The sequence below is a fragment of the Haloarcula sp. H-hyl6 genome (genome assembly GCF_056934455.1).
The window spans coordinates 904,028-925,758 of sequence record NZ_JBRIIK010000002.1 but is presented as its reverse complement, the minus strand read 5'-3'; the positions used below and the strand labels follow the sequence as shown (position 1 = coordinate 925,758).

Genomic DNA, 21,731 nt, shown 5'->3' with positions numbered 1-21,731 from the left:
GTGACTGTCGCGGCCGGGCCGGACCCATCAGGGTTTTCCTACCCCCACCAGAACGGCTACAGTATGGATACGGAAGACATCACGGTCGGCGTTCTGAGCCTCCACTCCAGCAAGGAGACGAAGGCCATTCTGAACGCGGCGGAGGAGATGGGCTGTGACACCGAGTGGCTCCGAGAGGAGAACACCGCGGTGACGACGACGGACAGCGACCTGAGCCTCCATCCGGACGTGGACGTCATCGCCAACCGCCTGCTCCTCTCCAGCGACGAGCACCCGATGGAGGGCGCTGGCCTCGCACTGACGCTCAACAAGGCGGCCCCGATGCTGAACGAACCGACGCCCGCGATGACCGCGCTGCACAAGTTCGCCACCGCGGCGGCCCTCGCCGACGCCGGCGTCAACATCCCCGACGCCGTCCTCGCGCTCTCGACCCAGCGACTCAACCAAGAGCGCGAGCGGTTCGGCGACCGTGCCGTCTACAAGACGGCCATCGGGACCCACGGCGGCGGGACGTGGATGGTCGAACTGGACGAACCGGTCAACGCACAGGTCGGGGAGCGCCACGCGTTCCTCCAGGAGTTCCTCGAACACGACGACACGCGCCACCACGACCTGCGCGTCTACGTCGTCGGCGACCGAATCGTCGGGGCCATGAACCGCTACGCCCCCGAAGGGGAGTGGCGGACCAACGTCGCACTCGGCGGCGAAGTCGAGGACATGACCGGCGACCTCCCGCCGGAAGTGCGGGAGATGGCTCTGGACTCCGTCGAAGCCATCGGCCTCGACTACGCCGGCGTCGACATCGTACAGGGGGAGGACGGCTACTACGTCCTCGAAGTCAACCCGACGGCCGGGTTCCGCGGCCTGTTCAGAGCAACCGGCATCAGTCCCGCCCCCTACATCGCCCAGTTGGCGGTCGAGAAGGCGGGCGGGGAGGTTCCCGACGCCGAAGTCGAACGCCTCTCCGACCGTCTGGACGACTCGCGCCCGTCGGCCATGCCGCGGAAACCGACGACCACGAGTCCGGAGAACGTCACCATCGGGTACATCGAGGAAGTCGTCGTCTCCGGCACCCGCGGTCACCAGACCGTTCTCGCGAAGTCCGACACCGGCGCGACCCGTACCAGCATCGACGCGGAACTGGCCGCGGAAATCGGGACCGGTCCCATCCTCGACATCGTGAAGATAAAGTCCGGTAGCGTCAAGTCGGGTCGCTCGCGACCGGTCGTGGACCTCGTCGTCGGCATCGGCGGCACCCAACACACCGTCACGGCCAGCGTCGAGGACCGCTCGCACATGGACTACCCGCTCTTGCTCGGCCGGGACATCCTCAAGCACTACCAGGTGAACGTGAACCGTCGCGCGGACGACGACTACGAGACGGACGCCGAAGAGGAAGAGCAGGCCGAAGAGTAAGCCGTAACTGCCCGCCGCCCCCGCTACTCCTCCGCCACCTCGTCGACGCTCTCTGCGATATCTTCCTCCGCTCGCCAGAGGTAGAGCGTCGCGTAACTCCGGTAGGGGGCCCATCGCTCGGCGTACTCGACCATCTCCGAGCGGTCGTAGCCGTCGCCGACGACGTTTTCGAACCCCTTCCGCACGCCCAGGTCCCCGACGGGGAAGACGTCCTCGCGGCTGAGCGAGAACAGCAGTTGCATGTTCGCCGTCCAATCGCCGACGCCCGTGATTGCGGTGAGTTCCTCGCGGACGGCGTCGTCGGCCATCCCCTCGAAGGCGTCGATGCTGTACCCGTTCGCCTCGAACGCTTCGGCCACCTCGTTGACGTAGCGTGTCTTCTGTCTGGAGAGGCCGGCGTCGCGCAACGTCTCGTCGTCGGCCGCGAGGACGCCGCTCGGCGTCACCTCGACGGCGTCGAACAGGCGCTCGCGGGTGGCCGCCGCGGAGGCCATCGACACCTGCTGGCGCAGGATGGAGACGACGAGTCGCTCGAAGAGGTCCTCGGCCGGGTCGAGGGTCACTTCGCCGTGCGCCTCGACCAGCGGTCCGATGTCGGGGTCGCGTCTGAGCGTCTCGTGTGGCGAGTCAGTCATCGGCCGGGTGTAGCGGCCACGGTCGAAAGAACCTGTCTGTCGGGGCAGTCGCGGCGGGTCAGTCGTCGGCGATGGGGCGCTCGGTGGTCGTGTCCGCCTCGGCGTCGCGCTCGGAGACCGGTTGGGCCGGGTTCCCGGCCACCGTCGTCTCCGGGGGTACGTCTTCGACCACGACGGCCCCCGCCCCGACGGTGGCGTTCTCGCCGACCGTGACGGGGCCGATTAGCGAAGCGCCCGCCCCGACGGTCACGCCGTCTTCCAGCGTCGGGTGGCGCTTCTCGCGGCGCATCGAGGCCCCGCCGAGCGTGACGCCGTGGTAGAGCAGCACGTCGTCGCCGATTTCGGCCGTCTCGCCGACGACGGTGCCCATTCCGTGGTCGACGAACAGACGGTCGCCGACGTCGGCCCCGGGGTGAATCTCGACGCCGGTCAACAGGCGAGCGACGTGCGAGAGGACTCGAGCGGCGAGCGTGTGTTCTCGCACCCACAGGGCGTGGGCGAGGCGATACAACCAGACGGCGTGCAGGCCGGGGTACGTGAGGACGACTTCCGCGGCGCTCGTGGCGGCCGGGTCCTTGGCCATCGCCGTGCGAACGTCGTCGCGGAGCGTATCGAGCATCGTGTGTGAAACTATCGGGTGCTCGGCTGACGGTACGTAGCGTCGCGAGCAAAAGCGAGTGCTCAACACCGACAGCGGCACGTGGCAGGGCGGTGCCGTTCGGTTTCACGGGTCGGCGTGCAGTCGTCGGAGCACTCGACGTGCATACACGCCACTGGAACACGCAGGGTGATAAAACAGGCGATAGGGGCGTGAACGGCCCGTATATCCGCCAACAGAGTCACTCGATGTCGATTCGGTGTCCGCTCTCCAGCGGTTCGGCTTTGGTGATACGGACTGTGAGAACGCCGTCCTCCATGGAAGCGGAGACGTCGTCCGCGTCCACGCCGCCGGGAAGGCGGACGCGGCGAGACAGCGAGCGGTGGGACCGTTCGCGCCGGACGTAGTTCGTCTCGGTCTCCTCGGTCTCCCGACTGTGTTCGGCGTCGATTGCGAGGGTCTGGTCGGTGATGAACACCTCCACGTCGTCCTTGGTGAACCCCGGGAGGTCGGCCGTGACGACGAAGGCGTCGTCCTCGTCTACGACGTCCACGCGCGGTGACTCCATCTCCGGCGTCCACGCCTCGAACCCGCCGCCCCATCGCTCGGCGGCCTCCTCGAACTGTCTGCTCATCTGTTCGAACCACGACTCCATGCTGTCGAGTGGTGACTGTCGCGCCATCACGAGAGTCCACTCCCGTCCGTCGCTTAGTTAGACAGGCAGTACGCCGAGAAAGCCAGACGTGCCAGCGGTTCGGTCTGCGTTCGCCCGCGGTAGGTTGACCTTTGCCGGCCGCAGTCACACCATCCCCTTGCCGAGGAGTTCGCGGGCGATGATGTTCTTCTGAATCTCGGTGGTCCCCTCGTAAATCTGGGTAATCTTCGCGTCCCGGTAGAACCGCTCGACGTCGAAGTCGTCGACGTAGCCCGCTCCGCCGTGAATCTGGACGGCCTCGTCCGCCGTCTCGACGGCGACTCTGGAAGCCTTCTCCTTCGCCATCGACGCGAGTTGCGTGAGTTGGTCGTCCGAGTTGTCGACGCTCCACGCCGACTTGTAGGTGAGTTGCCGGGCCGCCTCGATTTCGGTGAACATCTCCGCGAGTTTGTGCTGGATGGCCTGGAACTCGGAGATGGGCTTGCCGAACTGCTCGCGGTCCTGCGCGTATTCGAGTGCCCGCTCGGCCGCCCCGCGAGCGATGCCGACGCCCTGTGCGGCCACGCCGGTTCGGGTCTCGTCGAAGAACTGCATTATCTGGAGGAACCCCGCGCCGCGGGTGCCCACGAGGTTCTCCTCGGGAACCCTGACGTCGTTCAAAACGAGTTCCGCCGTGTCGGAGGCCCGGATGCCGAGTTTCCCCGTTATCTTCTCGGCCTCGAACCCGTCGCGGTCGGACTCGACCAGAATCTGGGAGAACCCGTTGTACCGACCCTCCGCGTCGGGGTCGGTCTGACAGAGGACCACGAAGTAATCGCCGACGGTCCCGTTGGTAATCCACATCTTGTTCCCGTCGACGACCCACTCGTCGCCGTCCTTTCGCGCCCGTGTCGAAACCGACGATACGTCCGACCCCGTGTCCGGTTCGGAGATGGCGGTCCCCATGATGGCGTCGCCCGTCGCGACCGGTTCCAAGTACTCCTCTTTCTGGGCCTCGGTCCCGAACCCGACGATGGCGTCCGCGCCGAACGCCGCCGACTGGATGCAGAGGCCGATGCCGGGGTCCGCCGCGAACAGTTCCTCGGCGATGATGGCGTTGGTCAGCGTGTCGTAGCCGACGCCGCCGTACTCCATCGGGATGTTCGCGCCCGTCAGTCCCATCTCGGCGGCCTTCTCGACGACCTCGCGCGGGAACTTCTCCTCGCGGTCGTACTCGGTGGCGACCGGGAGTATCTCGTTCTCGGCGAAGCGGCGGACCTCGTCTCGAATCTGGCGTTGCTCGTCGGACAGTTCGAAGTCCATGTGCGGTGTGTTGACGTGGGCGCCCAATAATGGTTTGTAATCCGAAATAAACGCCAGAGATGTTTATCCCCGAGAGAAACGTTGAAACGTCGGCCGACAGTGGGGATATATGTCATGGATTTCGAGGACATCGAGACGGTAGCAGTGCTCGGCGCGGGCAACATGGGCCACGGTATCGCAGAGGTGGCCGCCCTCGCGGGCTACGAGGTTCGGATGCGCGACATCAAAGAGGAGTTCGTCCAGAACGGCTACGACAACATCGAGTGGTCGCTGAACAAACTGGCCGAGAAGGACCAATTGACAGACGAAGAGGCCGAGGAGGCTCTCGAGCGGGTCACGGCCCTCGTCGACGTCGAGGCGGCAGTCGGCGACGCCGACGTGGTCATCGAAGCCGTCCCAGAGAAGATGGAGATCAAGAAGGACGTCTACACAGACGTCGAGGAACACGCGCCCGAGGACGCCATCTTCGCGACGAACACCTCCAGTCTCTCGATTACGGAACTCTCCGAGGTCACGGACCGCCCCGAGCAGTTCTGCGGGATGCACTTTTTCAACCCGCCGGTGCGGATGCAACTCGTCGAGGTCATCTCCGGGCGACACACCAGCGAGGAGACTCTCGAAACCATCGAAGCCCTCGCCGAGGACTTCGACAAGACGCCCGTTCGGGTCCGGAAGGACTCGCCCGGGTTCATCGTCAACCGCATCCTCGTGCCCCTGATGAACGAGGCCTGTTGGCTGGTCCACGACGACGTCGCCACCATCGCCGAAGTGGACTCGACGACGAAGTTCGACATGGGCCTCCCGATGGGGTCGTTCGAACTCTCCGACCAGGTCGGCAACGACGTCGGCCTCCACGTCCTCGAATACATGCACGAGGTGCTCGGCGAACCGTACGCCCCGTGTCCGCTCCTCGAGGAGAAAGTCGAGCGCGAGCAACTCGGGAAGAAGACCGGCGAGGGCTTCTACGACTACGAGGACGGTGGCGCCGACATCCCCACCGACGCCGGACGCGACGACATCGAGCGTCGCTTGCTCGCGGTGATGGCCAACGAAGTCGGGAAACTCGTCGAGAACGACGTGGCTCCGGTCGCCGACATCGACGAGGCCGTGATGCTCGGCGGCGGGTTCCCCGAGGGACCGGCGAAACTGGCCGACAAGGCCGGACTGGAGACGCTCGTCGAGACGCTGGAGACCGTCCACGAGGAGACCGGCGAATCCCGGTACGCCGTCTCGGACGGCCTGCGTGAGGCCGCGGAGTCCGGCGGGTTCTACGGCGGCCCGGACGAAGAGGCCGCCGACTTCGAGAACATCGCAATCGAGTACCCCGGCGAGATGGTCGGACACATCGTCCTCGACCGCCCCCACCGGATGAACACGGTCAGCCCCGACCTGATGGACGAACTCTCGGAGGCAATCGACCTCCTCGAGGACGACGACGAGGTCCGGTCCATCCTCGTCACGGGGGCCGGCGACAAGGCGTTCTCCGCGGGCGCCGACGTCCAGTCGATGGCCTCGAACGCCACGCCCCTCGAAGCCGTCGAACTCTCGAAGAAGGGACAGGAGACGTTCGGGAAACTGGAGGCGTGCTCCATGCCCGTCGTCGCCGGCATCGACGGCTACGCACTGGGTGGCGGGATGGAACTGGCGACGTGTGCCGACCTCCGAGTGGCCTCGAAGCGCTCGGAACTCGGCCAACCGGAACACAACCTCGGCCTCCTACCCGGGTGGGGCGGTACCGTCCGCCTCGCAAACATCGTCGGTGAGGGCCGCGCCAAGGAGATTATCTTCACCGCAGAGCGCTACGACGCCGAGGAGATGGCCGACTACGGCTTCGTCAACGAAGTCGTCGACAACGGGTCGCTGGAGGACCGCGCCTTCGAACTGGCCCGTGACCTCGCGGCCGGTCCGCCGGTCGCCCAGAAGTTCACCAAGCGCGCGATGCACGCCGGCCGCGACGACACCGACGCCGGCCTCGAAGTCGAGTCGCAGGCGTTCGGTCACCTCATCGGCACCGAGGACGTGATGGAGGGCATCACGGCGTTCATGGGCGACGGCGAACCGGACTTCCAGGGCAAGTAAGCCCAGACCGGCCGCCTGACCGTTCTTCTGTCTGTTTTTTGGCTGGACATCGATTGACGGAGGCCACTCGAACGTACCGTGTCACCGCGCCACAGATAGTGGTGATTTCGATGGGGTTAAATTGGAGCACCCGAAACGCAGGAATGCGCTCGGTTGGTGTAGTCCGGCCAATCATCTTGGCCTTTCGAGCCGAGGACATGGGTTCAAATCCCATACCGAGCACATTCCTGCCGCGAACGAAACTCTGAGCGCCAGCGTTGCGTCTCTTCTCTTGCGGTTACGCCGCCCCCTTGCGTAGTGGCCCGTCAACCGACCGGTTCTCGACCCGTCCCCTCCCGACGTGACCGACCGCTTCTGTCTTAGACGTGGGATAACCTCCCGATTGGGTCGGTGTCACGACCCAGTTAGGATGCCAGTAGCTATTTTTCCGGCGGGCGCCAGCGCCATACCATGCAAGCAATCGTACTCGCGGCCGGCGAAGGGACACGAATGCGCCCGCTGACCGCGAACACGCCAAAGCCGATGTTGCCCGTCGCGGATAGACCGCTCGTCGCTCACACGGCGGATACGGCCATCGAGGCAGGCGCGGACGAACTGATTTTCGTCGTCGGCTACGAGGCCGACGCCGTCCGAGAGTACTTCGGCGACTCTTACCGCGGCCACCCCGTCTCTTTCGCCGTGCAGGAGGAACAACTGGGCACGGCTCACGCCGTCAACGCCGCCAGCGAGTACCTCGACGGACCCTTCGCCGTCCTGAACGGTGACAACCTCTACGACGAGGCGAGTCTCTCCGCGCTGTTCGACGCGGCGCCCTCTATCGCCGCCTACCGGGTCCCGGACCCCTCGAACTACGGGGTCCTCTCGACGGACGGCGACACCGTCACGGGTATCGTCGAAAAGCCGACGGACCCGCCGACGGAACTTGCCAACGCCGGTGCCTACGTCTTCCCCGCCGAGGCCCGAAACTGGCTGGACGTTCCGCTCAGCGACCGGGGCGAACACGAGATTACTGACGTCCTCGCCCGCGTCGTCGAGGAGCAGTCGGTCACGGCCGTCGAGGTGGACCGGTGGCTCGACGTCGGCCGCCCGTGGGAACTGCTCGAAGCGAACGAGTGGAAACTCGGCCAGATGACACGCCGCATCGACGGGGAGATCCGCGGCGACGCCGACCTGCGCGGGGCAGTCGTCGTCGAAGAGGGGGCCGTCGTCGAACCCGGCGTCACCATCGAGGGGCCGGTGCTCGTCCGGTCGGGCGCGGAAGTCGGGCCGAACGCGTACGTCCGCGGGGCGACGATGCTCGGCGAGGACACCCACGTCGGCCACGGCGTCGAGGTCAAGAACAGCGTCGTGATGGCCGACTCCGCCGTCCCGCACGTCTCCTACGTCGGGGACAGCCTCCTCGGGACCGGCGTGAACTTCGGCGCTGGGACGCAGGTCGCGAACCTCCGACACGACGGCGACGCGGTGAAGATGACCGTGAAGGGGGACCGGGTCTCGACCGGCCGACGGAAGTTCGGCGTCGTCGCCGGCGACGGGGCCCACACCGGCATCAACACCAGCCTCAACGCCGGCGTCGTCCTCTCTGACGGCGCGACGACGGGACCCGGCGAGAGCGTCACGCGGGACCGATAGGGTCGGCGTCGGCGCGCGCCGAGTATGTGGGATTAAGTAGGGTGAAAACGACCCTCAGATAAGATGGTCGACCCGACTTCGGACCACCACGAAGACATCGACGAGGCGGACGCACCGAACTGCGAGGTATGCGGCGACGCGATAGCCAACGAGACGACACACCGCGTCATCACGTGGATAGAGGACGGCAGCGTCGAGACGGCCCACTTCTGTGACGACCGGTGCCGCGAGCAGTGGGACGGCGCGTAGGAGGCTTCGGTCACGACTAGCGTTTACAGAAGACCTTTTGTACGGTGGCTCGTCCCGGCGACCAGATGACAGATGCGTAGTTCGAGTCGCGCCGTCGCCCGAGCCGCCCTCGTAGTGATACTTCTCTCGTCGGTCCTCGCGGTCGGTCACTCCTACGCGACCACGACCGGACTCGCCGAGACGACAGTCTCCGCCGATGGCCCCTCTGCGACCGAACCGGCCGTCAGCGACGACGGACCCGAGCGCCGAGTGCGCGGACCCGTAGACGTCGAGTCGCGGTTCGCCGCCGCCCGCGACGGGACGGTCGGCGCGGAGAACTGGTCCACGCGGCGCGTCAGCGAGGCCGCGGCCGACTACGACCGGGGCCTCACCGTCGTCGCGACGCAGGGGTTCTACGTCAGCGACGAGCGAGCGGAACTGGCCGCGTTCCTCCCGAACGGGACGCTGGTCCACTACGACGACCGCTATCGCGTCTACTTCGACGTGGACCCGGTCGAAGGGGAGCGATACACCGTCGAGTACGTCGCCGCCGAGCACCTGCGGGGTGAGGCGTGCGCCGAGGTGGGCGGGGAACCGTGTACCCGCAACGTGGTCAACCGCGTCAATCTCACCACCGGCGAGGAAGAGCGCGTCTACAGCGAGGTGACCCCGCGGGTGTACTCCGCGCGCTGGCACGACGTCGACCGCATCAACGAGACGCACCTCCTCGTCGCAGACATCGTCGGCGACGGCGTCTACGCCGTCGACACGCGCGACGGGAGCGTCGCGTGGCGCTGGAACGCCTCGGCACACTACAGCCGCGACCAAGGTGGCTCCGACGCCGACTGGACCCACATCAACGACGTGGAACTGCTGGACGACGGGAGCGTCATGGTCAGCCCCCGCAACATGGACGAAGTCGTCTTCGTCGAACCCGGACCGGACGGCTGGGCCGTCGACGAGAGCCGGACGGTCGGCGAAGACGAGAACCACGACCTGCTGTACGAACAGCACAACCCGGACTACGTCCCGGCGGAGCGCGGCGGGCCGGCCGTCCTCGTCGCCGACTCGGAGAACGGCCGCATCGTCGAGTACGGTCGAACGGCCGACGGTACGGGATGGGAGCGGACGTGGACGTGGCGCGACGTGCGACTCCAGTGGCCCCGCGACGCCGACCGGTTGCCCGACGGCAACACGCTGGTCGTGGACTCCCACGGCGACAGAGTCGCCGAAGTGGGCGTGAACGACTCCGTCGTCTGGAGCGCCGACGTGGGGATGCCCTACGACGTCGAACGCCTCGGCACCGGTGACGAGAGCGCTGGGGGCCCCGCCGCGGAGTTCCGCGGCGTCGTGAACCGCCGGCCTGGCAACGCCACGGAGGTCATCGCCAACGTCACGAACGCGTCGGCGGTCGAAGACGGCCCGGCCGGTCGGTCGCTGGTCGACCGCTTCTGGCTCGGACTGAAGGCGCTCGTGCCGAGCCTCGTCGCCAACGGGTTGCTGTACGTCGCCCCCTCGTGGGTCCGGTTCAGCGACCTCGTGTTCGCGGCCACCGCCCTCGCCGCCGTCGTCGTCTGGGGCCTCACGGAGTTCTACTGGTCGCGGTACTCGGTCCGTGGATTCGGGCGCTGGGTCGCGGGGGCCGCTAGTCGCGGTACCGAGGCTATTCGGCGTCGGTGACCTCGATGTCGTCGTAGGTCCGTTCTATCGCCTGCTGGCCACCTACTCGGGCCGTCACCGTTCTGGTGAGTGCGTCGAACAGCGCCACCGCCGGGTACAGCACGAGTTCGGCGTAGCGGAGCGGTCGCACGATTCGCAGGGCGTACGACTGGGCGTGGCCCAGTCCGTAGGACTTCGGCACGATTTCGCCGGCGACGAGGATGACGCTACTCGCGACGACTGTCGTCAGCACCACGGCCGTCCCGGATTGGAACCGGTCGACGAACAGCGCCGTCAGGAGACTCGACAGTGCGATGTTGACGACGTTGTTCCCCACGAGAATCGTCACGAGGAGCCGGTGTGGGTCCGAGAGGACCTCCTCGACGGCCGCCGCTCGCGGGTCGTCTGCCGCCGCCTCGGCCACCAACTCACGCGAGAGCGAGAACAGCGCCGTCTCGCTGCTGGAGAAGAAGGCGCTACACCCGAGGAGCACGACGACGGCACCGAGCGTCGGCAAGACCTGTGTCGACATACGTCCTACTCAGGCGTGGCGGCCGTAAAGAAGCGACCCCGCAGTCTGTTCCCAATCACGAGTCGCTCGGGGCGGGAACGGGCCTCGCTGTCGCTCGGCACGTTCCAACTGAAGGATGCTCCGTCAGGGATTCGAACCCTGGTCATCACCGTGAGAGGGTGATATGATTGGCCGGACTACACCAACGGAGCGTACACTGAAACGAAGGGAGGTGGAACGTATAATGATTGCGTTTCGGGAGTGCCCTGTGTGGGTTTCTCACTCCTCGTCGAAGGGAGAACCGGCGGCGTCGGGTTCCTCGCCGGCGAGGCTGATGATGTTCTCCCGGCCGACGCGGAGTTTGCTGATGTCGCCGTCCTCCTCCATGTCCGAGAGGAGCATGCTCACCTTGGACTTCGACCAATCGGTCGTGTCCACGATGTCGACTTGCTTCATCCGGCCGCCGTTCTCTTCGAGGAGGTTGAGCACCCGGTCGCTGTCGCTCAGCAACTCCTCGTCGGAGACGGCCGGTTCCGGGTCAGTCTGTGCGGGTTCCTCGGTGGAGGGTCCCTGCTGTGTCGTCGACTCTACGGCGGTTCCACCGCTCTCGTCGCCGCCGAGGGCGGCCGCCGCGGCGCCGGACCGCCACGCGGCGGCGGCGACGGCCCCGAGAGCGAGGACGACGGCGACGACGGCCAGCGGCCACATCCCGTTCGCAGCGCCCGGGACGTCTGTCGTACCCCCCTCCTGTGTCGTCGCTTGCGCGCCGTCGGTGACGGCCGACCGGTCCCCGAGTTCGACGTAGGGGCGTCGGTCGGGGAACGACTGCTCGCCGACCCAACTGACGCTCTCGCTCCGGGCCAGCGAGTCGGGTTGGCTCCGGGAGTCCGGCGGCGGTTGGACCTGTGCGAACGCCAGTTCCGGTCCGCGTTCGACGACGAACGATTGGCTGGGCGCGATGTAGAACCCGCCCTCGAACACGTCGCCGACGACGACGCGGTCACCGGAGACGTTGGCGAAGTTCGTCCAGAGGAACTGCATCCGGACGGTACCGGTGCTCTGGACCGGGTTGGTCGACGCTGCCCGCTCGAAGTTCCGCGCCTCCATCTGCCGCCCCGTCTGGTTGGTGCCGTACTGGGTGAGCAAACCCGCCCGTTCGACGAAGTTCACGTACAACTCCGTCTCGTTCTGCTCGAAGGAGCGGGCGAAGTCCTCGAACCGCTGCCGCTCCGTCTCGTTGGTCAGCGGCGTCTGGTGTTCGATGGCCCACGTCGCAGAGCCGTTCTGATAGACGGTGACACGGAACGTGGTCTCCTCGAACTCGTCCGGCGTCTGAACCCGGGCCGGCGACTGAGCGCCGAGCGCGGGGCCGGCGGCGAGGCTGGCAACCAGCAGGAGGGCGACGACGACAGCGGCCGCGCGTGACATCTAGGTCGTAAGACCCAAGGACAGCATAAAAGGGCTATGAATAGCCGCCCTATCGTCCGGTCGTCCCCACGGCGTCTGCGAGTTTCTCTATCGGATGTGGGGGTTCGCTCGCGAGCGGTCTGTCGGCCAACTGCGTCCGACAGGAGGCCCCCGGTGCGACGACTTCCTCGCCGTCGCTGTCTGCTATCTGGTCGTAGAGGATGCCCGCGACCGCCTTGCTCATGGAGTAGTGTTCGGCCTCGTAACCGAAACTGCCGGCCATCCCGCAGCACCCGGAGTCCAGCGGGTCGACGTCGTAGCCCGCCCGACGGAGGACGCCGACCGCGTGGTGGTCCTTCTTCGTCGCCTTCTGGTGGCAGTGCCCGTGGTAGGTCAGCGACGTGGACGCCCCCGCCCAGTCGACGTTCGCGTCCAGCGCGAAGCGGTCGAGGTACTCACAGACGCCGAAGGTGTTCGCCGCCACCGTCGTCGCCTCGTCGTGGTCGTGGCCGAGCAGGTCCAGATAGTCCGACTGGAACATCACCGCGTCGGACGGTTCGACGGCGACGACGTCCCAGCCATCGGCGACCATCGGTTCGAGGGCCGCGACGTTGGTCGCCGCCCGGTCGCCGGCGACGTCGACGAACCCCTTCGAGTGGGCCGCCCGGCCCGACGCGGTCACCTCGTTGGGAACCTGCACGTGGACGTTCGCGGCCTCCAGTACCTCGACGGCGGCCTGTAACACCGCTGGGTGGCTGTAATTGTTGTAGGTGTCGGGGAACAGCAGGGCCCGCCGCTCCGCGTCGGCCTCGGCGACTCGTGGCCCGCGGTCGGCCCACCAGTCCTCGAAGGACTCGCGCTCGAACGTCGGCAGGTCGCGTTCGCGGGCGATACCCAGCAGTTTCTCACCGAGGTAGTCGCTCCCCGGGAGTTTCTGCGCCCAGTTCGAGACTGGCGCGAGCGCGCTCCCCACCTTGCTCACCGTCTCGACGTTGGCGAACACCTTCTCGCGCAGACTCGCGCCGTGTCGTTGGTGGTGTGCGTGTTCGACCTCCGTCTTCAGTTTCGCCATGTCCACCTCGCTCGGGCAGTCCTTCGCACACCCCTTACAGCCGATACAGAGGTCCATCACCTCGGAGACGAACTCGTCGTCGGTCGGGTCGTCGGGCAGGTCGCCGCTCATCGCCTGCCGGAGCATGTTCGCCCGGCCGCGAGTGGCCGTAATCTCCTCGTCGGCCGCCCGGTAGGTCGGACACATCACCCCGCCGGTCGTCTCCTGCGGTCCCCGACAGCCTCCGCATCCGTGACAGAGTTCGACCATCCCCTGCATCCCGTTCTCGTTGGGCCAGTCCAGCGCGGGGTCGAAGTCGAAGTCGAAGTCGTACTCCGGCGAGAAGCGCAGGTTCTCGGTCATGTCGACGGTGCGGGCCCGCGGCGGGGCCTCGCCCGCCTCGATAGTCGACTCGTCCACGCCGACGACCTGTCCCGGGTTCAGGAGCCAGTCCGGGTCGAACGCCGTCTTGAGGTCCTGAAACACCTTCCAGACGTCGTCGCCGTACAGTTTGTGGTTCCACTGCGTGCGTGCGCGGCCGTCGCCGTGTTCCCCAGAGACGGACCCGCCGTACTCTCTCACGAGGTCCGTCGCGCCGTCGGCGATGGCCTCCATCTGCTCGACGCCCTCCAGGGTCTTCGTGTTCACGAGCGGTCGGATGTGGAGACACCCCGGCCCGGCGTGGGCGTAGAAGGAGGCGAAGGTCCCCTGCTCTTCGAGGACGTCCTGAAAGTCCGCGACGTACTCCGGGAGGTTCTCCGGCGGGACGGCGGTGTCCTCGATGAAACTGATGTGTTTGGCGTCGCTGGTCCGGGAGAGGAGGATGGGGAGGCCGGACTTCCGGAGTTTCCAGAACCGCGTCCGCTCGGCCTCCTCGTGGGCCTCGCGGCCGTGGAAGGCCCGCAGCGGTGCGGCCGTAATCTCCTCGGCCCCCTCCTTCGGGACGGCGTCCGTCGAGACGTCGCCCACGCGGTCGGTGAGGAGGTCGGCCACCTTCTGCTTGCCCTGCGGGTCGTTCTCGGCGTAGAACTCCACGAGGAGGACGGCCCCCGTTCCGTCGGGGACGATTTCGGCCACGAGGTCGCCGAACTCCTCGGTGTCGGCCGCGAGGTCCAGCAACACGTCGTCCAACACCTCGACTGCGGCCGGGTCGTGGTCGAGGATGGGGGAGACGTCCTCCATCGCCGAGACGAGGTCGTCGTAGGCCAGCAACGCGAGCGACTTCGTCTCCGGGATGGGTTCGAGCGAGACGGTGGCCTCGGTGACGATTGCCAGGGTCCCCTCGCTCCCGGCCAGCAGTCGGGCGAGGTTGACGGTGCCGGCCTCGCCGTACTCGCCGTCGGCCTCGGCGACGAGGCGGTCGAGGTTGTACCCCGAGACGTTGCGCTTGAGGTCCGGGAAGGCGGCCTCGACGTCGTCTCGCTCCACGTCGAGGATGCGGGCGACCCCCGCGTGAATCCGGGCTTCGAGGTCGCCGTCGGGGTCCGCGTTCTCCCGAAGCGTCTCGACGTCCACTTCGCCGAACGTCGTCACCGTCCCGTCGGCCAACACCACCTCGCACTCCTCGACGTAGTGGTCGGTCTTGCCGTACTGCAGGGAGTGCGCGCCGGTCGAGTTGTTACCGATAGCGCCGCCGAGCGCGGACTTGTCCCCCCACGCGGGGTCCGGCGCGAACTTCAGGTCGTGCGGGGCGAGTTCCGCGTTCAGGTCCCCCAGCGTGGTCCCGACCTGTGCGGTGGCGCGGGCCGCGTCCGGGTCCACGTTCAACAGTGTGTCCATGTGGCGCGTGAAGTCGAGGACGACGGCCTCGTTGACCGACTGGCCAGCGAGACTGGTTCCGCCGCCCCGGGGCAGAACCGGTATCTCGCGTTGCGAGCAGTAGTCCATCACGGCCGCGACGTCGGCCGTCGACTCGGGGTAGACGACGCCGACGGGCGTCACCTCGTACGCACTGGCGTCGGTGGCGTAGAGTTGCCGCGAGTACTCGTCGAACCGTACGTCGCCCTCGACCCGGTCCGAGAGGTCGGCCACCATCGCGGGGCGGTCGACGGAGTCCGTCCGGTAGTCGTAGTCCGCCCGCGCGTCCGTGGCCGGGTCCTCGGTCGGTCCCTGTTCGGTTGCGCCCATACTCCGACGTTCGGCCGGCCCGACGTTAACCTGACGCACACGAGGGAACTTTCGGGCGTATCTGCCAGCAGACCGACGCGAAACCACCGGAGCGTTATTTACGCTCCAGTGTAGAAGCATTGCTAACCAATGGGTATCGCAGAAACTGTCTCGGGTAGCAGACGACTGGCAGTCGCGCGACCGGGAGCGGGTGTGGTCGCGACAGTCCTCGTCTATCTGGTCGCCGACCTCTTCACGAAACTGCTCGGAACGACCGTGTACGCCTTCGGGTTCCGGGTCATGGGCGGCGCGCTGACCGTCGGGTCGCTGGCCTCGATGGTCTTAGACGGCATCCTCGTGGGCCTCGCGGTCGGTCTGGCCGGCATCGGTCTCTCGATGACGTACAGCATCCTCGACTTCGCCAACTTCGCCCACGGCGATACGGTCACCGTGGGAGCGTTCCTCGGGTGGGTCGCCGCATACGTGACGGCGAATCTGGCCGTCAGCGCACCGCTGTCGTCCCTGTTTCTGTTCAACGGCGGGCAGCAGTTGAGCACGAGTGCGACGTGGGGACTGGTCCTGTTCGGGTTGGTCGTCGCCGCCGTCGGCACCGTCGCCGTCGTCCTCGTCGTCGACCGTCTCGTCTACCGACCGATGCGCAACTCCGACAACATCTCCTTGCTCATCGCCTCTATCGGGGTGGCGCTCGCCCTTCGCTACCTCGTCGCCTTCGTCTTCAGCACGCAGACCAGCGGGGTCGCCACCAGCGGCGCCCGCTTGCAACTGGTCGCCGGCGTCGCCATCACGGACAACGAGATAGCCCTGCTGGTCGTCTCGCTGGTCCTGATGCTCGGGGTCCACTTCCTGCTCCAGCGGACGAAACTGGGGAAGGAGATGCGGGCGATGGCCGACAACGAGGACCTCGCTCGCGTCACCGGCATCCCCACGGAGCGTGTCGTCCGTCTCACGTGGATTCTCGGAGGCGCGCTGGCGGGCACGAGCGGCTACCTCCTCGTCCTCGAGAGCGGGACCATCTCCTTCAACTTCGGCTGGATTCTCCTCCTCCTCATCTTCGCGGCGGTCATCGTCGGCGGCATCGGCTCTATCTACGGCGCGATGGCCGGCGGCGTCCTCATCGGCCTCGTCGACAGTCTGGCGCTCATCTGGCTCCCGTCGGGCCTGACGCGGGCCGCCGCCTTCGCCGTCCTCATCGTCGTGTTGCTGTTGCGTCCGTCGGGCATCTTCGGCGGGGTGAGTACCGCATGAGCGCCGTCGAGGACGTTCGGGACCGACTGGCGGAACTGCCCGACGCCGCGCTCGTCGTTTCGTTCCTCGCGGCCATCTGGCTCCTGCTGACGATACTGGCGTTCAGCGTCGGCGGCGCGCAGGCGGCGAACCTCGCCGCCGGGTTCGTCGGGAGCGTGACGGTGCTGGTCGGCGCCTACGCCATCCTCACGCTGGCGCTGAACCTCCAGTGGGGGTACACGGGTCTGTTCAACATCGGCGTCGCCGGGTTCATGGCCGTCGGCGCGTACACGACGGCCATCCTGACGGCACCGGCCGACCCGGGTGCCGGTGGGGTCCCCGGGTTCGGTCTGCCACTGTGGGTCGGTTTGCTCGCCGGGATGGTGATGGCCGCAATCGTCGGCGCCGTCGCCGCACTTCCCGCGCTTCGCCTCCGCGCCGACTACCTCGCCATCGTCACCGTCGCCCTCTCGGAGATTATCCGCCTGTTCGTCAACTGGGGCGGCGTCGCCGAAGTACAGGTGTTCGGCAAGCGGTTCGGGACGGGCGGCGCGACGGGCATCTCGTTCGCCTCGCCGGACGACATCGTGGCAGACGTCGTCAACGGTCCCGGCCGACCGCTCGTCGTCGCCGCCGAGAGCGTCGGCATCTCCGGCCCGAACGTCGTCAACATCGCCTACGGTCTCACCCTGCTCGCCGTCGTGGCCGGCACCTACTGGGTCCTCAGCCGCGTCGTCAACTCCCCGTTCGGCCGCGTCCTGAAGGCCATCCGCGAGGACGAACAGGTCACCCAATCGCTCGGGAAAGACACTCGCCTGTTCAAAATCAAGGCGTTCATGATTGGCTGTGCGCTGATGGGGCTGGCCGGGGCCCTGTTCCGGGGGAGCGCCGGCTACATCAGCCCCGCGCAGTTCCGCCCGGCGATTACGTTCTACGTGTTCGCGGCGCTCATCATCGGCGGGTCGGGGTCGAACACCGGGAGCATACTCGGGGCGGCGACGTTCTCGGCCCTGCTGTTCTATCTGCCGGCCCGCCTCGGGGAGTACTTCCCGACGTTCGGGACGAGCGCGCCGGGAAACGTCTTCGAGGCCATCGCGGCGCTCGGGTCGCTCGACCCGACCCCGCTCGTCGCCTACACCGTCGGCAACGTCAGCACGCTCCGGTTCGTCCTCATCGGCGTCGTCCTCATCTACATCATCCAGAACCGGCCGCAGGGGCTGCTGGGACACCGCAACGAACCCGCGGCGAGCGTGGACTTGACTCGGCCTCGCGGCACCGACGGAGGTGTGGACGATGAGTGACGCCGAAGCGGTCGGCACGGAGCAGTCGCCGGAGAGCGACGTGCCGACCACGAGCGACGCCATCGACTCGCCGCTCCTCGAAGTAGAGGGACTCCGCAAGGAGTTCGGCGGGGTCACCGCCGTCGACGGGGCGTCGTTCAAAGTCGGGACCGGGGCGTTCACCGGCCTCATCGGACCGAACGGGGCCGGGAAGTCCACGACGTTCAACTGCATCACCGGCATCCACGACCCCACCGGTGGAACGGTCCGGTTCGACGGGCAGGACGTGACGGGCCTCGCGCCCTACACGCTCGCCAAACGGGGACTCGTCCGGACGTTCCAAATCGCCCGCGAACTCTCCGAGATGACCGTGCTGGAGAACGTGATGCTCGCTCCGCCCGGACAGGTGGGCGAGTCGGCGCTCCGCTCCGTCGTGCCGGGTCTGCGCGAACGGGTCCAGCGCGACGAGGCCGCCGTCGTCGAGGAGGCGTGGGAGACGCTGGAGTTCTTCGAAATCGACCACCTCGCACACGAGAACGCCGGGACACTCTCGGGCGGCCAGCGGAAACTGCTGGAGATGGCGCGCGTGCTGATGACCGACCCCGAGATGGTCCTGCTCGACGAACCGTTGGCCGGCGTCAACCCGACGCTCGAAGAGAAGTTGCTGGACCGCATCGACGAACTGCGCAAGCAGGGCCTGACCTTCCTGCTGGTCGAACACGACATGGACGTCATCATGAACCACTGCGAGCACATCATCGTCATGCATCAGGGACAGGTTCTCGCCGAAGGCGACGCCGACGCCATCCAGTCGGACCAGCGCGTTCTCGAAGCGTACCTCGGAGGTGACGTATGAGCCAGCAGGCACAGCGGTCCGAGGACGCGACACTCCCGGACCCCGCGGAGAGCCTGCTTGCGGTCCGTGACCTAGACGCCGGCTACGGCGACCTGCAGGTGCTCGAAGGCGTCGACATGGACGTCGCGGACGGCGAGTACGTCGTCATCGTCGGCCCGAACGGCGCGGGGAAGTCGACGGTGATGAAGTCCGTCTTCGGACTGACGACGTACATGGGCGGGTCCGTCGAGTTCGACGGCGAGGACATCAGCCAACGTCGCCCAGACCAGATAATCCACGAGGGCATCGGCTACGTCCCCCAGACCGACAACGTGTTCGCGTCGCTGTCCGTCCGAGAGAACTTGGAGATGGGGGCGTACATCCTCGACGAAGTGCCCGAAGACCAGATTCAGGCGGTGTACGACCGCTTCCCCATCCTCGGAGAACGGTCGACCCAGAAGGCCGGGACGCTCTCGGGCGGCCAGCGGCAGATGCTGGCGATGGGACGGGCGCTGATGCTCGACCCCGACCTGCTCTTGCTGGACGAACCGTCGGCGGGACTGGCACCGGACCTCGTCGACGAGATGTTCGACCGCATCGACGGCATCAACGACGACGGCACGGCCGTCCTCATGGTCGAACAGAACGCCAAGGAGGCGCTCCGTCGCTGTGACCGCGGCTACGTCCTCGTGCAGGGGCAGAACCGGTATCAGGACGCCGGGGAGACGCTCCTCGCGGACCAGCAGGTCAGACAGGACTTCCTCGGCGGATAGCGCGAAAAACCGGCTGTTCGGTTACTGGTTCAGTGCGCTGTTGATTTGGGAGGTGTACGAGGACTGCTGGGACTCGAAGCCCACCTGCTGAGCGATGCTGCCGCCCTGCTCTTCGAAGGCCGTGGCGAACGCCTGTTGGAGCGCCTGCCCGTAGCTGTTGTTCAGGTACAGCGTCGAGGCGGTCGAAGCGCCCAGTTCCTCGGTGGCAATCTGTGCGAGCACCTGCCCCTGCAGGGCGTCGCTCGGCGGCGTCCGGAAGAGGAAGTCCTCGTCCTCGAGCGTCGTAATCGCCGGCGACGTCGCCGACGGCGAACAGCCCACGACCTGATTGTCGACGTAGACGTTCCGGGCGACCTGAATCGTCGCCTCGGAGCCTGCGGGACCCGTGATAGACGGGAAGCCGGCGCTCACGAGCGAGTTGGCCGCGTTGACCGCCGCCTGCGCCGTCGACTGCGTGTCACCGACCTGCGTCTCGATGGTCTGGTCGATGGAGTCACGGAGTTGAATCGCGGGGAGGAGCGCCCCGTCGCGGATGGCCTGCCCGAGCGGACCGAGGTCGCCCGTCTCTGGCTGGAGGACACCCAGTCGAACCGTCCGGTCGCTCCCGCTACCACTCCCGGACGGTTCCGGTTGGGCGAGGTCAGCGTTGCCACCGAAGTCGATGGTCTGTTTCGTCTCGACGCCTTCCTGCGTGAACCCGAAAACCTGATACTGCGCCGAGGTGATGTCCCCGGCGTCGTCGAAGTTGACGTTGCTCGATGCTCCCTCGTACTGGATGTTCTCGCCGGCCGCCGCCGCTTCGGCCGCCTCTGGCAGTTCGGATGGCGTGTACGTCGTCCCGCCGGGGTTCGCGACGACGCGCATGTGGTCGCGAATCGCGGTGCCGTCGTTCTCGCCGGCCATCAGGTTGGCCAGAATCTGGACCGCCGAGGCGTCGTACGCCTGCGAGGTGAACACGCCGGCCTCGTCGTAGTCGAACTCCGACGTGAAGAGGTCCGTGAACGTCTCGACGCCGGGCCCAGCCGCCGACGGTGCCGACCCCTGTACGTTGGACATGTCGTTGCCCACGTCGCCGGGGAGACTCCCGTCTTGCAACCCGTCCGTGACGAGGATGTCGACGGTGTCGTCGCCGTAGTCAGAGTAGTAGTCCTTGAACAGTTGGACGCCGCTCTGGGGGTAGCCGACCACCATCAGGACGTCGGGCGTGTCCGCACCGCCACCGCCGTCACTCCCGCCGTCGCCGGTGGTGCCGCCGTCGCCGCCGTCGCTACCACCGTCACTACCGTCACCGCCACCACCGCCGTCGCTCGGTTCCGTCGAACACCCTGCGAGTCCGACGAGACTCAGTGTACTGAGCGCACCGGTGCGCTTGAGGAACGTTCGTCGACTGGTATCACGACTCATATCTATCCGTCTTTGAACCCACTAGTAGAAATATGTTGCCCGTGCTGGGACGCTGTACGGCGGCCTGATAGCGTGTTCTCTCCCGCTCGGTCGACGTGGTTGGCGACCTGTCAGGGAGCGAGCCTGTTCTTGCGGTTCTTCATCTCGCGCTCGTAGTGGTCGAAGGTGATGGGGCACCACTCGCCGGCGATGTCCAGCAGTTCCTCCGTCAACTCGCGAATCTCCCACTGGGCGTCGGCGGCGGCGCGCATGTCGGCGACGTGCATCAGCATCCGCGCGTTCATCGACATCACGATGTTGACCTCCGTCCCGATGGGGAGGACGAACCGGGCGTCTTCGGGCGGCATCCCGAGGTCCAGCAGTTCCTGATAGGACTCGACGGCGTCCGAGATGGCGTCGCGGAAAATCTCGGCCCGTTTCTCCACGTCGCCCTCGTCGACGGCGCCCTGTTTCTGGTTGCGACCCACCCACTCGGGGTCCGTCGCCGACGGCGGCACGACGACCATCTCGCCCTCTCGGACGTCTTCGGGGTCCACGTCGTCGAAGGAGACGTACCGCATCGACTGCACGTCGAAGGAGACGTGGCGGTGGCGCGTAATCTGTGCCATACAGGACCGGGAGACGCCCTCCACGGCGAACGTTATCTGGGGGTGCTCGAACGGTCCGAAGTGGCCGTGGTCGAGCAAGTGCCCGATGAGCGTCGCTTTCTTCTCGTCGAGGGTCTCTCCCTCCACCGTCTCCATCGTCGCTTCGAGGGACTGCCCGCCGACGAACTCCCCGCTGTAGTCGTTGCGGGCCGCCTTGCAGACGACGTCCTCCGGGTCCTCTGTGGCTTCCAACAGCGTGACTTCCATACCGGGTGGGAACGCCCGAGGGTGAAAATACTTCCTCCCCGACCGCGACAGCATGCAGAAC

General features: G+C 66.8%; 18 protein-coding genes and 2 tRNA genes. 10 read left to right on the top strand and 10 right to left on the bottom strand.

Annotated elements, in window-relative coordinates; all coding sequences use genetic code 11:
- Positions 1 to 63 precede the first annotated feature (63 nt).
- Positions 64 to 1,416 carry a RimK family alpha-L-glutamate ligase gene (locus Hhyl6_RS18385; RefSeq protein WP_483740696.1) on the top strand — a complete coding sequence of 451 codons (1,353 nt, stop codon included), beginning with the start codon at positions 64 to 66 and terminating at the stop codon, positions 1,414 to 1,416.
- A 23-nt stretch (positions 1,417 to 1,439) separates the two neighbouring features.
- Here the strand turns inward: Hhyl6_RS18385 and Hhyl6_RS18380 are convergent, their stop codons facing one another.
- The 4 genes from Hhyl6_RS18380 to Hhyl6_RS18365 all read right to left on the bottom strand — a co-directional run bounded on the left by Hhyl6_RS18380 (position 1,440) and on the right by Hhyl6_RS18365 (position 4,606).
- The gene (locus Hhyl6_RS18380; protein ID WP_483740695.1) at positions 1,440 to 2,051 is read right to left on the bottom strand and encodes a DNA-3-methyladenine glycosylase family protein; all 612 of its coding nucleotides are present in this window, start codon (positions 2,049 to 2,051) and stop codon (positions 1,440 to 1,442) included.
- Positions 2,052 to 2,109: 58 nt separating this feature from the next.
- On the bottom strand, positions 2,110 to 2,670 hold the full coding sequence (cysE, locus tag Hhyl6_RS18375) for a serine O-acetyltransferase (protein ID WP_483740694.1): 561 nt from the start codon (positions 2,668 to 2,670) through the stop codon (positions 2,110 to 2,112).
- A gap of 220 nt (positions 2,671 to 2,890) precedes the next feature.
- Entirely contained in the window at positions 2,891 to 3,331 is a 441-nt protein-coding gene (locus Hhyl6_RS18370) for an Hsp20/alpha crystallin family protein (RefSeq protein ID WP_483740693.1), read from the bottom strand.
- Between the two features lie 117 nt (positions 3,332 to 3,448).
- Positions 3,449 to 4,606 carry an acyl-CoA dehydrogenase family protein gene (locus Hhyl6_RS18365; protein ID WP_483740692.1) on the bottom strand — a complete coding sequence of 386 codons (1,158 nt, stop codon included), beginning with the start codon at positions 4,604 to 4,606 and terminating at the stop codon, positions 3,449 to 3,451.
- Positions 4,607 to 4,720: 114 nt separating this feature from the next.
- On the opposite strand from Hhyl6_RS18365, the gene Hhyl6_RS18360 reads away from it, so the two are divergent.
- From Hhyl6_RS18360 to Hhyl6_RS18340, 5 genes are all read left to right on the top strand, one after another.
- Positions 4,721 to 6,685 (top strand): 3-hydroxyacyl-CoA dehydrogenase/enoyl-CoA hydratase family protein, encoded by a 1,965-nt coding sequence (locus Hhyl6_RS18360; RefSeq protein ID WP_483740691.1) that lies wholly within the window; start codon positions 4,721 to 4,723, stop codon positions 6,683 to 6,685.
- A 147-nt stretch (positions 6,686 to 6,832) separates the two neighbouring features.
- A tRNA-Glu gene (locus Hhyl6_RS18355) sits at positions 6,833 to 6,907 on the top strand.
- Between the two features lie 228 nt (positions 6,908 to 7,135).
- Complete coding sequence (gene glmU / locus Hhyl6_RS18350; RefSeq protein WP_483740690.1) at positions 7,136 to 8,317, top strand: bifunctional sugar-1-phosphate nucleotidylyltransferase/acetyltransferase; 1,182 nt, start codon at positions 7,136 to 7,138, stop codon at positions 8,315 to 8,317.
- A 63-nt stretch (positions 8,318 to 8,380) separates the two neighbouring features.
- Complete coding sequence (locus tag Hhyl6_RS18345) at positions 8,381 to 8,566, top strand: DUF7576 family protein (RefSeq protein WP_483740689.1); 186 nt, start codon at positions 8,381 to 8,383, stop codon at positions 8,564 to 8,566.
- A 72-nt stretch (positions 8,567 to 8,638) separates the two neighbouring features.
- Entirely contained in the window at positions 8,639 to 10,225 is a 1,587-nt protein-coding gene (locus Hhyl6_RS18340; RefSeq protein ID WP_483740688.1) for an aryl-sulfate sulfotransferase, read from the top strand.
- Here Hhyl6_RS18340 and Hhyl6_RS18335 read toward each other — a convergent pair.
- The 4 genes from Hhyl6_RS18335 to Hhyl6_RS18320 form a co-directional block, all read right to left on the bottom strand.
- Positions 10,209 to 10,736, bottom strand: a complete 528-nt coding sequence (locus Hhyl6_RS18335) for a CNNM domain-containing protein (protein WP_483740687.1) — start codon at positions 10,734 to 10,736, stop codon at positions 10,209 to 10,211. The two genes, Hhyl6_RS18340 and Hhyl6_RS18335, sit on opposite strands and share 17 nt — an antisense overlap.
- Before the next feature lie 116 nt (positions 10,737 to 10,852).
- Positions 10,853 to 10,927: transfer RNA gene (locus Hhyl6_RS18330), tRNA-Glu, on the bottom strand.
- 67 nt (positions 10,928 to 10,994) lie between these two features.
- The gene (locus Hhyl6_RS18325; RefSeq protein WP_483740686.1) at positions 10,995 to 12,143 is read right to left on the bottom strand and encodes a helix-turn-helix transcriptional regulator; all 1,149 of its coding nucleotides are present in this window, start codon (positions 12,141 to 12,143) and stop codon (positions 10,995 to 10,997) included.
- Positions 12,144 to 12,192: 49 nt separating this feature from the next.
- A complete protein-coding gene (locus tag Hhyl6_RS18320; RefSeq protein WP_483740685.1) occupies positions 12,193 to 15,300 on the bottom strand; it encodes an FAD-binding and (Fe-S)-binding domain-containing protein in 3,108 nt (1,035 codons plus the stop codon).
- A gap of 129 nt (positions 15,301 to 15,429) precedes the next feature.
- On the opposite strand from Hhyl6_RS18320, the gene Hhyl6_RS18315 reads away from it, so the two are divergent.
- The 4 genes from Hhyl6_RS18315 to Hhyl6_RS18300 are packed head-to-tail and all read left to right on the top strand — an operon-like array spanning position 15,430 to position 19,412.
- Entirely contained in the window at positions 15,430 to 16,545 is a 1,116-nt protein-coding gene (locus Hhyl6_RS18315) for a branched-chain amino acid ABC transporter permease (RefSeq protein WP_483740684.1), read from the top strand.
- Positions 16,542 to 17,825 (top strand): branched-chain amino acid ABC transporter permease, encoded by a 1,284-nt coding sequence (locus Hhyl6_RS18310; RefSeq protein ID WP_483740683.1) that lies wholly within the window; start codon positions 16,542 to 16,544, stop codon positions 17,823 to 17,825. The genes Hhyl6_RS18315 and Hhyl6_RS18310 overlap by 4 nt, the downstream gene beginning before the upstream one ends.
- Positions 17,818 to 18,660: an ABC transporter ATP-binding protein gene (locus Hhyl6_RS18305; protein ID WP_483740682.1), complete on the top strand. Its 843-nt coding sequence runs from the start codon at positions 17,818 to 17,820 to the stop codon at positions 18,658 to 18,660. Before Hhyl6_RS18310 ends, Hhyl6_RS18305 begins: the two co-directional genes overlap by 8 nt.
- On the top strand, positions 18,657 to 19,412 hold the full coding sequence (locus tag Hhyl6_RS18300) for an ABC transporter ATP-binding protein (RefSeq protein ID WP_483740681.1): 756 nt from the start codon (positions 18,657 to 18,659) through the stop codon (positions 19,410 to 19,412). Before Hhyl6_RS18305 ends, Hhyl6_RS18300 begins: the two co-directional genes overlap by 4 nt.
- A 21-nt stretch (positions 19,413 to 19,433) precedes the next feature.
- Here Hhyl6_RS18300 and Hhyl6_RS18295 read toward each other — a convergent pair whose 3' ends face one another.
- The gene (locus Hhyl6_RS18295) at positions 19,434 to 20,816 is read right to left on the bottom strand and encodes an ABC transporter substrate-binding protein (RefSeq protein ID WP_483740680.1); all 1,383 of its coding nucleotides are present in this window, start codon (positions 20,814 to 20,816) and stop codon (positions 19,434 to 19,436) included.
- 110 nt (positions 20,817 to 20,926) lie between these two features.
- Entirely contained in the window at positions 20,927 to 21,670 is a 744-nt protein-coding gene (gene thyX, locus Hhyl6_RS18290) for an FAD-dependent thymidylate synthase (RefSeq protein WP_483740679.1), read from the bottom strand.
- Between the last annotated feature and the right edge of the window lie 61 nt (positions 21,671 to 21,731).

Bases quoted from the DNA above. Each gene is read 5' to 3' on its own strand.
- Hhyl6_RS18325 (WP_483740686.1), bottom strand. From the start codon at position 12,143: ATGTCACGCGCGGCCGCTGTCGTCGTCGCCCTCCTGCTGGTTGCCAGC.
- Hhyl6_RS18310 (WP_483740683.1), top strand. From the start codon at position 16,542: ATGAGCGCCGTCGAGGACGTTCGGGACCGACTGGCGGAACTGCCCGAC.
- Hhyl6_RS18335 (WP_483740687.1), bottom strand. From the start codon at position 10,736: ATGTCGACACAGGTCTTGCCGACGCTCGGTGCCGTCGTCGTGCTCCTC.
- Hhyl6_RS18295 (WP_483740680.1), bottom strand. From the start codon at position 20,816: ATGAGTCGTGATACCAGTCGACGAACGTTCCTCAAGCGCACCGGTGCG.
- Hhyl6_RS18360 (WP_483740691.1), top strand. From the start codon at position 4,721: ATGGATTTCGAGGACATCGAGACGGTAGCAGTGCTCGGCGCGGGCAAC.
- Hhyl6_RS18365 (WP_483740692.1), bottom strand. From the start codon at position 4,606: ATGGACTTCGAACTGTCCGACGAGCAACGCCAGATTCGAGACGAGGTC.
- Hhyl6_RS18370 (WP_483740693.1), bottom strand. From the start codon at position 3,331: ATGGCGCGACAGTCACCACTCGACAGCATGGAGTCGTGGTTCGAACAG.
- Hhyl6_RS18320 (WP_483740685.1), bottom strand. From the start codon at position 15,300: ATGGGCGCAACCGAACAGGGACCGACCGAGGACCCGGCCACGGACGCG.
- Hhyl6_RS18315 (WP_483740684.1), top strand. From the start codon at position 15,430: ATGGGTATCGCAGAAACTGTCTCGGGTAGCAGACGACTGGCAGTCGCG.
- Hhyl6_RS18305 (WP_483740682.1), top strand. From the start codon at position 17,818: ATGAGTGACGCCGAAGCGGTCGGCACGGAGCAGTCGCCGGAGAGCGAC.
- Hhyl6_RS18345 (WP_483740689.1), top strand. From the start codon at position 8,381: ATGGTCGACCCGACTTCGGACCACCACGAAGACATCGACGAGGCGGAC.
- thyX (WP_483740679.1), bottom strand. From the start codon at position 21,670: ATGGAAGTCACGCTGTTGGAAGCCACAGAGGACCCGGAGGACGTCGTC.
- Hhyl6_RS18340 (WP_483740688.1), top strand. From the start codon at position 8,639: ATGCGTAGTTCGAGTCGCGCCGTCGCCCGAGCCGCCCTCGTAGTGATA.
- glmU (WP_483740690.1), top strand. From the start codon at position 7,136: ATGCAAGCAATCGTACTCGCGGCCGGCGAAGGGACACGAATGCGCCCG.
- cysE (WP_483740694.1), bottom strand. From the start codon at position 2,670: ATGCTCGATACGCTCCGCGACGACGTTCGCACGGCGATGGCCAAGGAC.
- Hhyl6_RS18385 (WP_483740696.1), top strand. From the start codon at position 64: ATGGATACGGAAGACATCACGGTCGGCGTTCTGAGCCTCCACTCCAGC.
- Hhyl6_RS18380 (WP_483740695.1), bottom strand. From the start codon at position 2,051: ATGACTGACTCGCCACACGAGACGCTCAGACGCGACCCCGACATCGGA.
- Hhyl6_RS18300 (WP_483740681.1), top strand. From the start codon at position 18,657: ATGAGCCAGCAGGCACAGCGGTCCGAGGACGCGACACTCCCGGACCCC.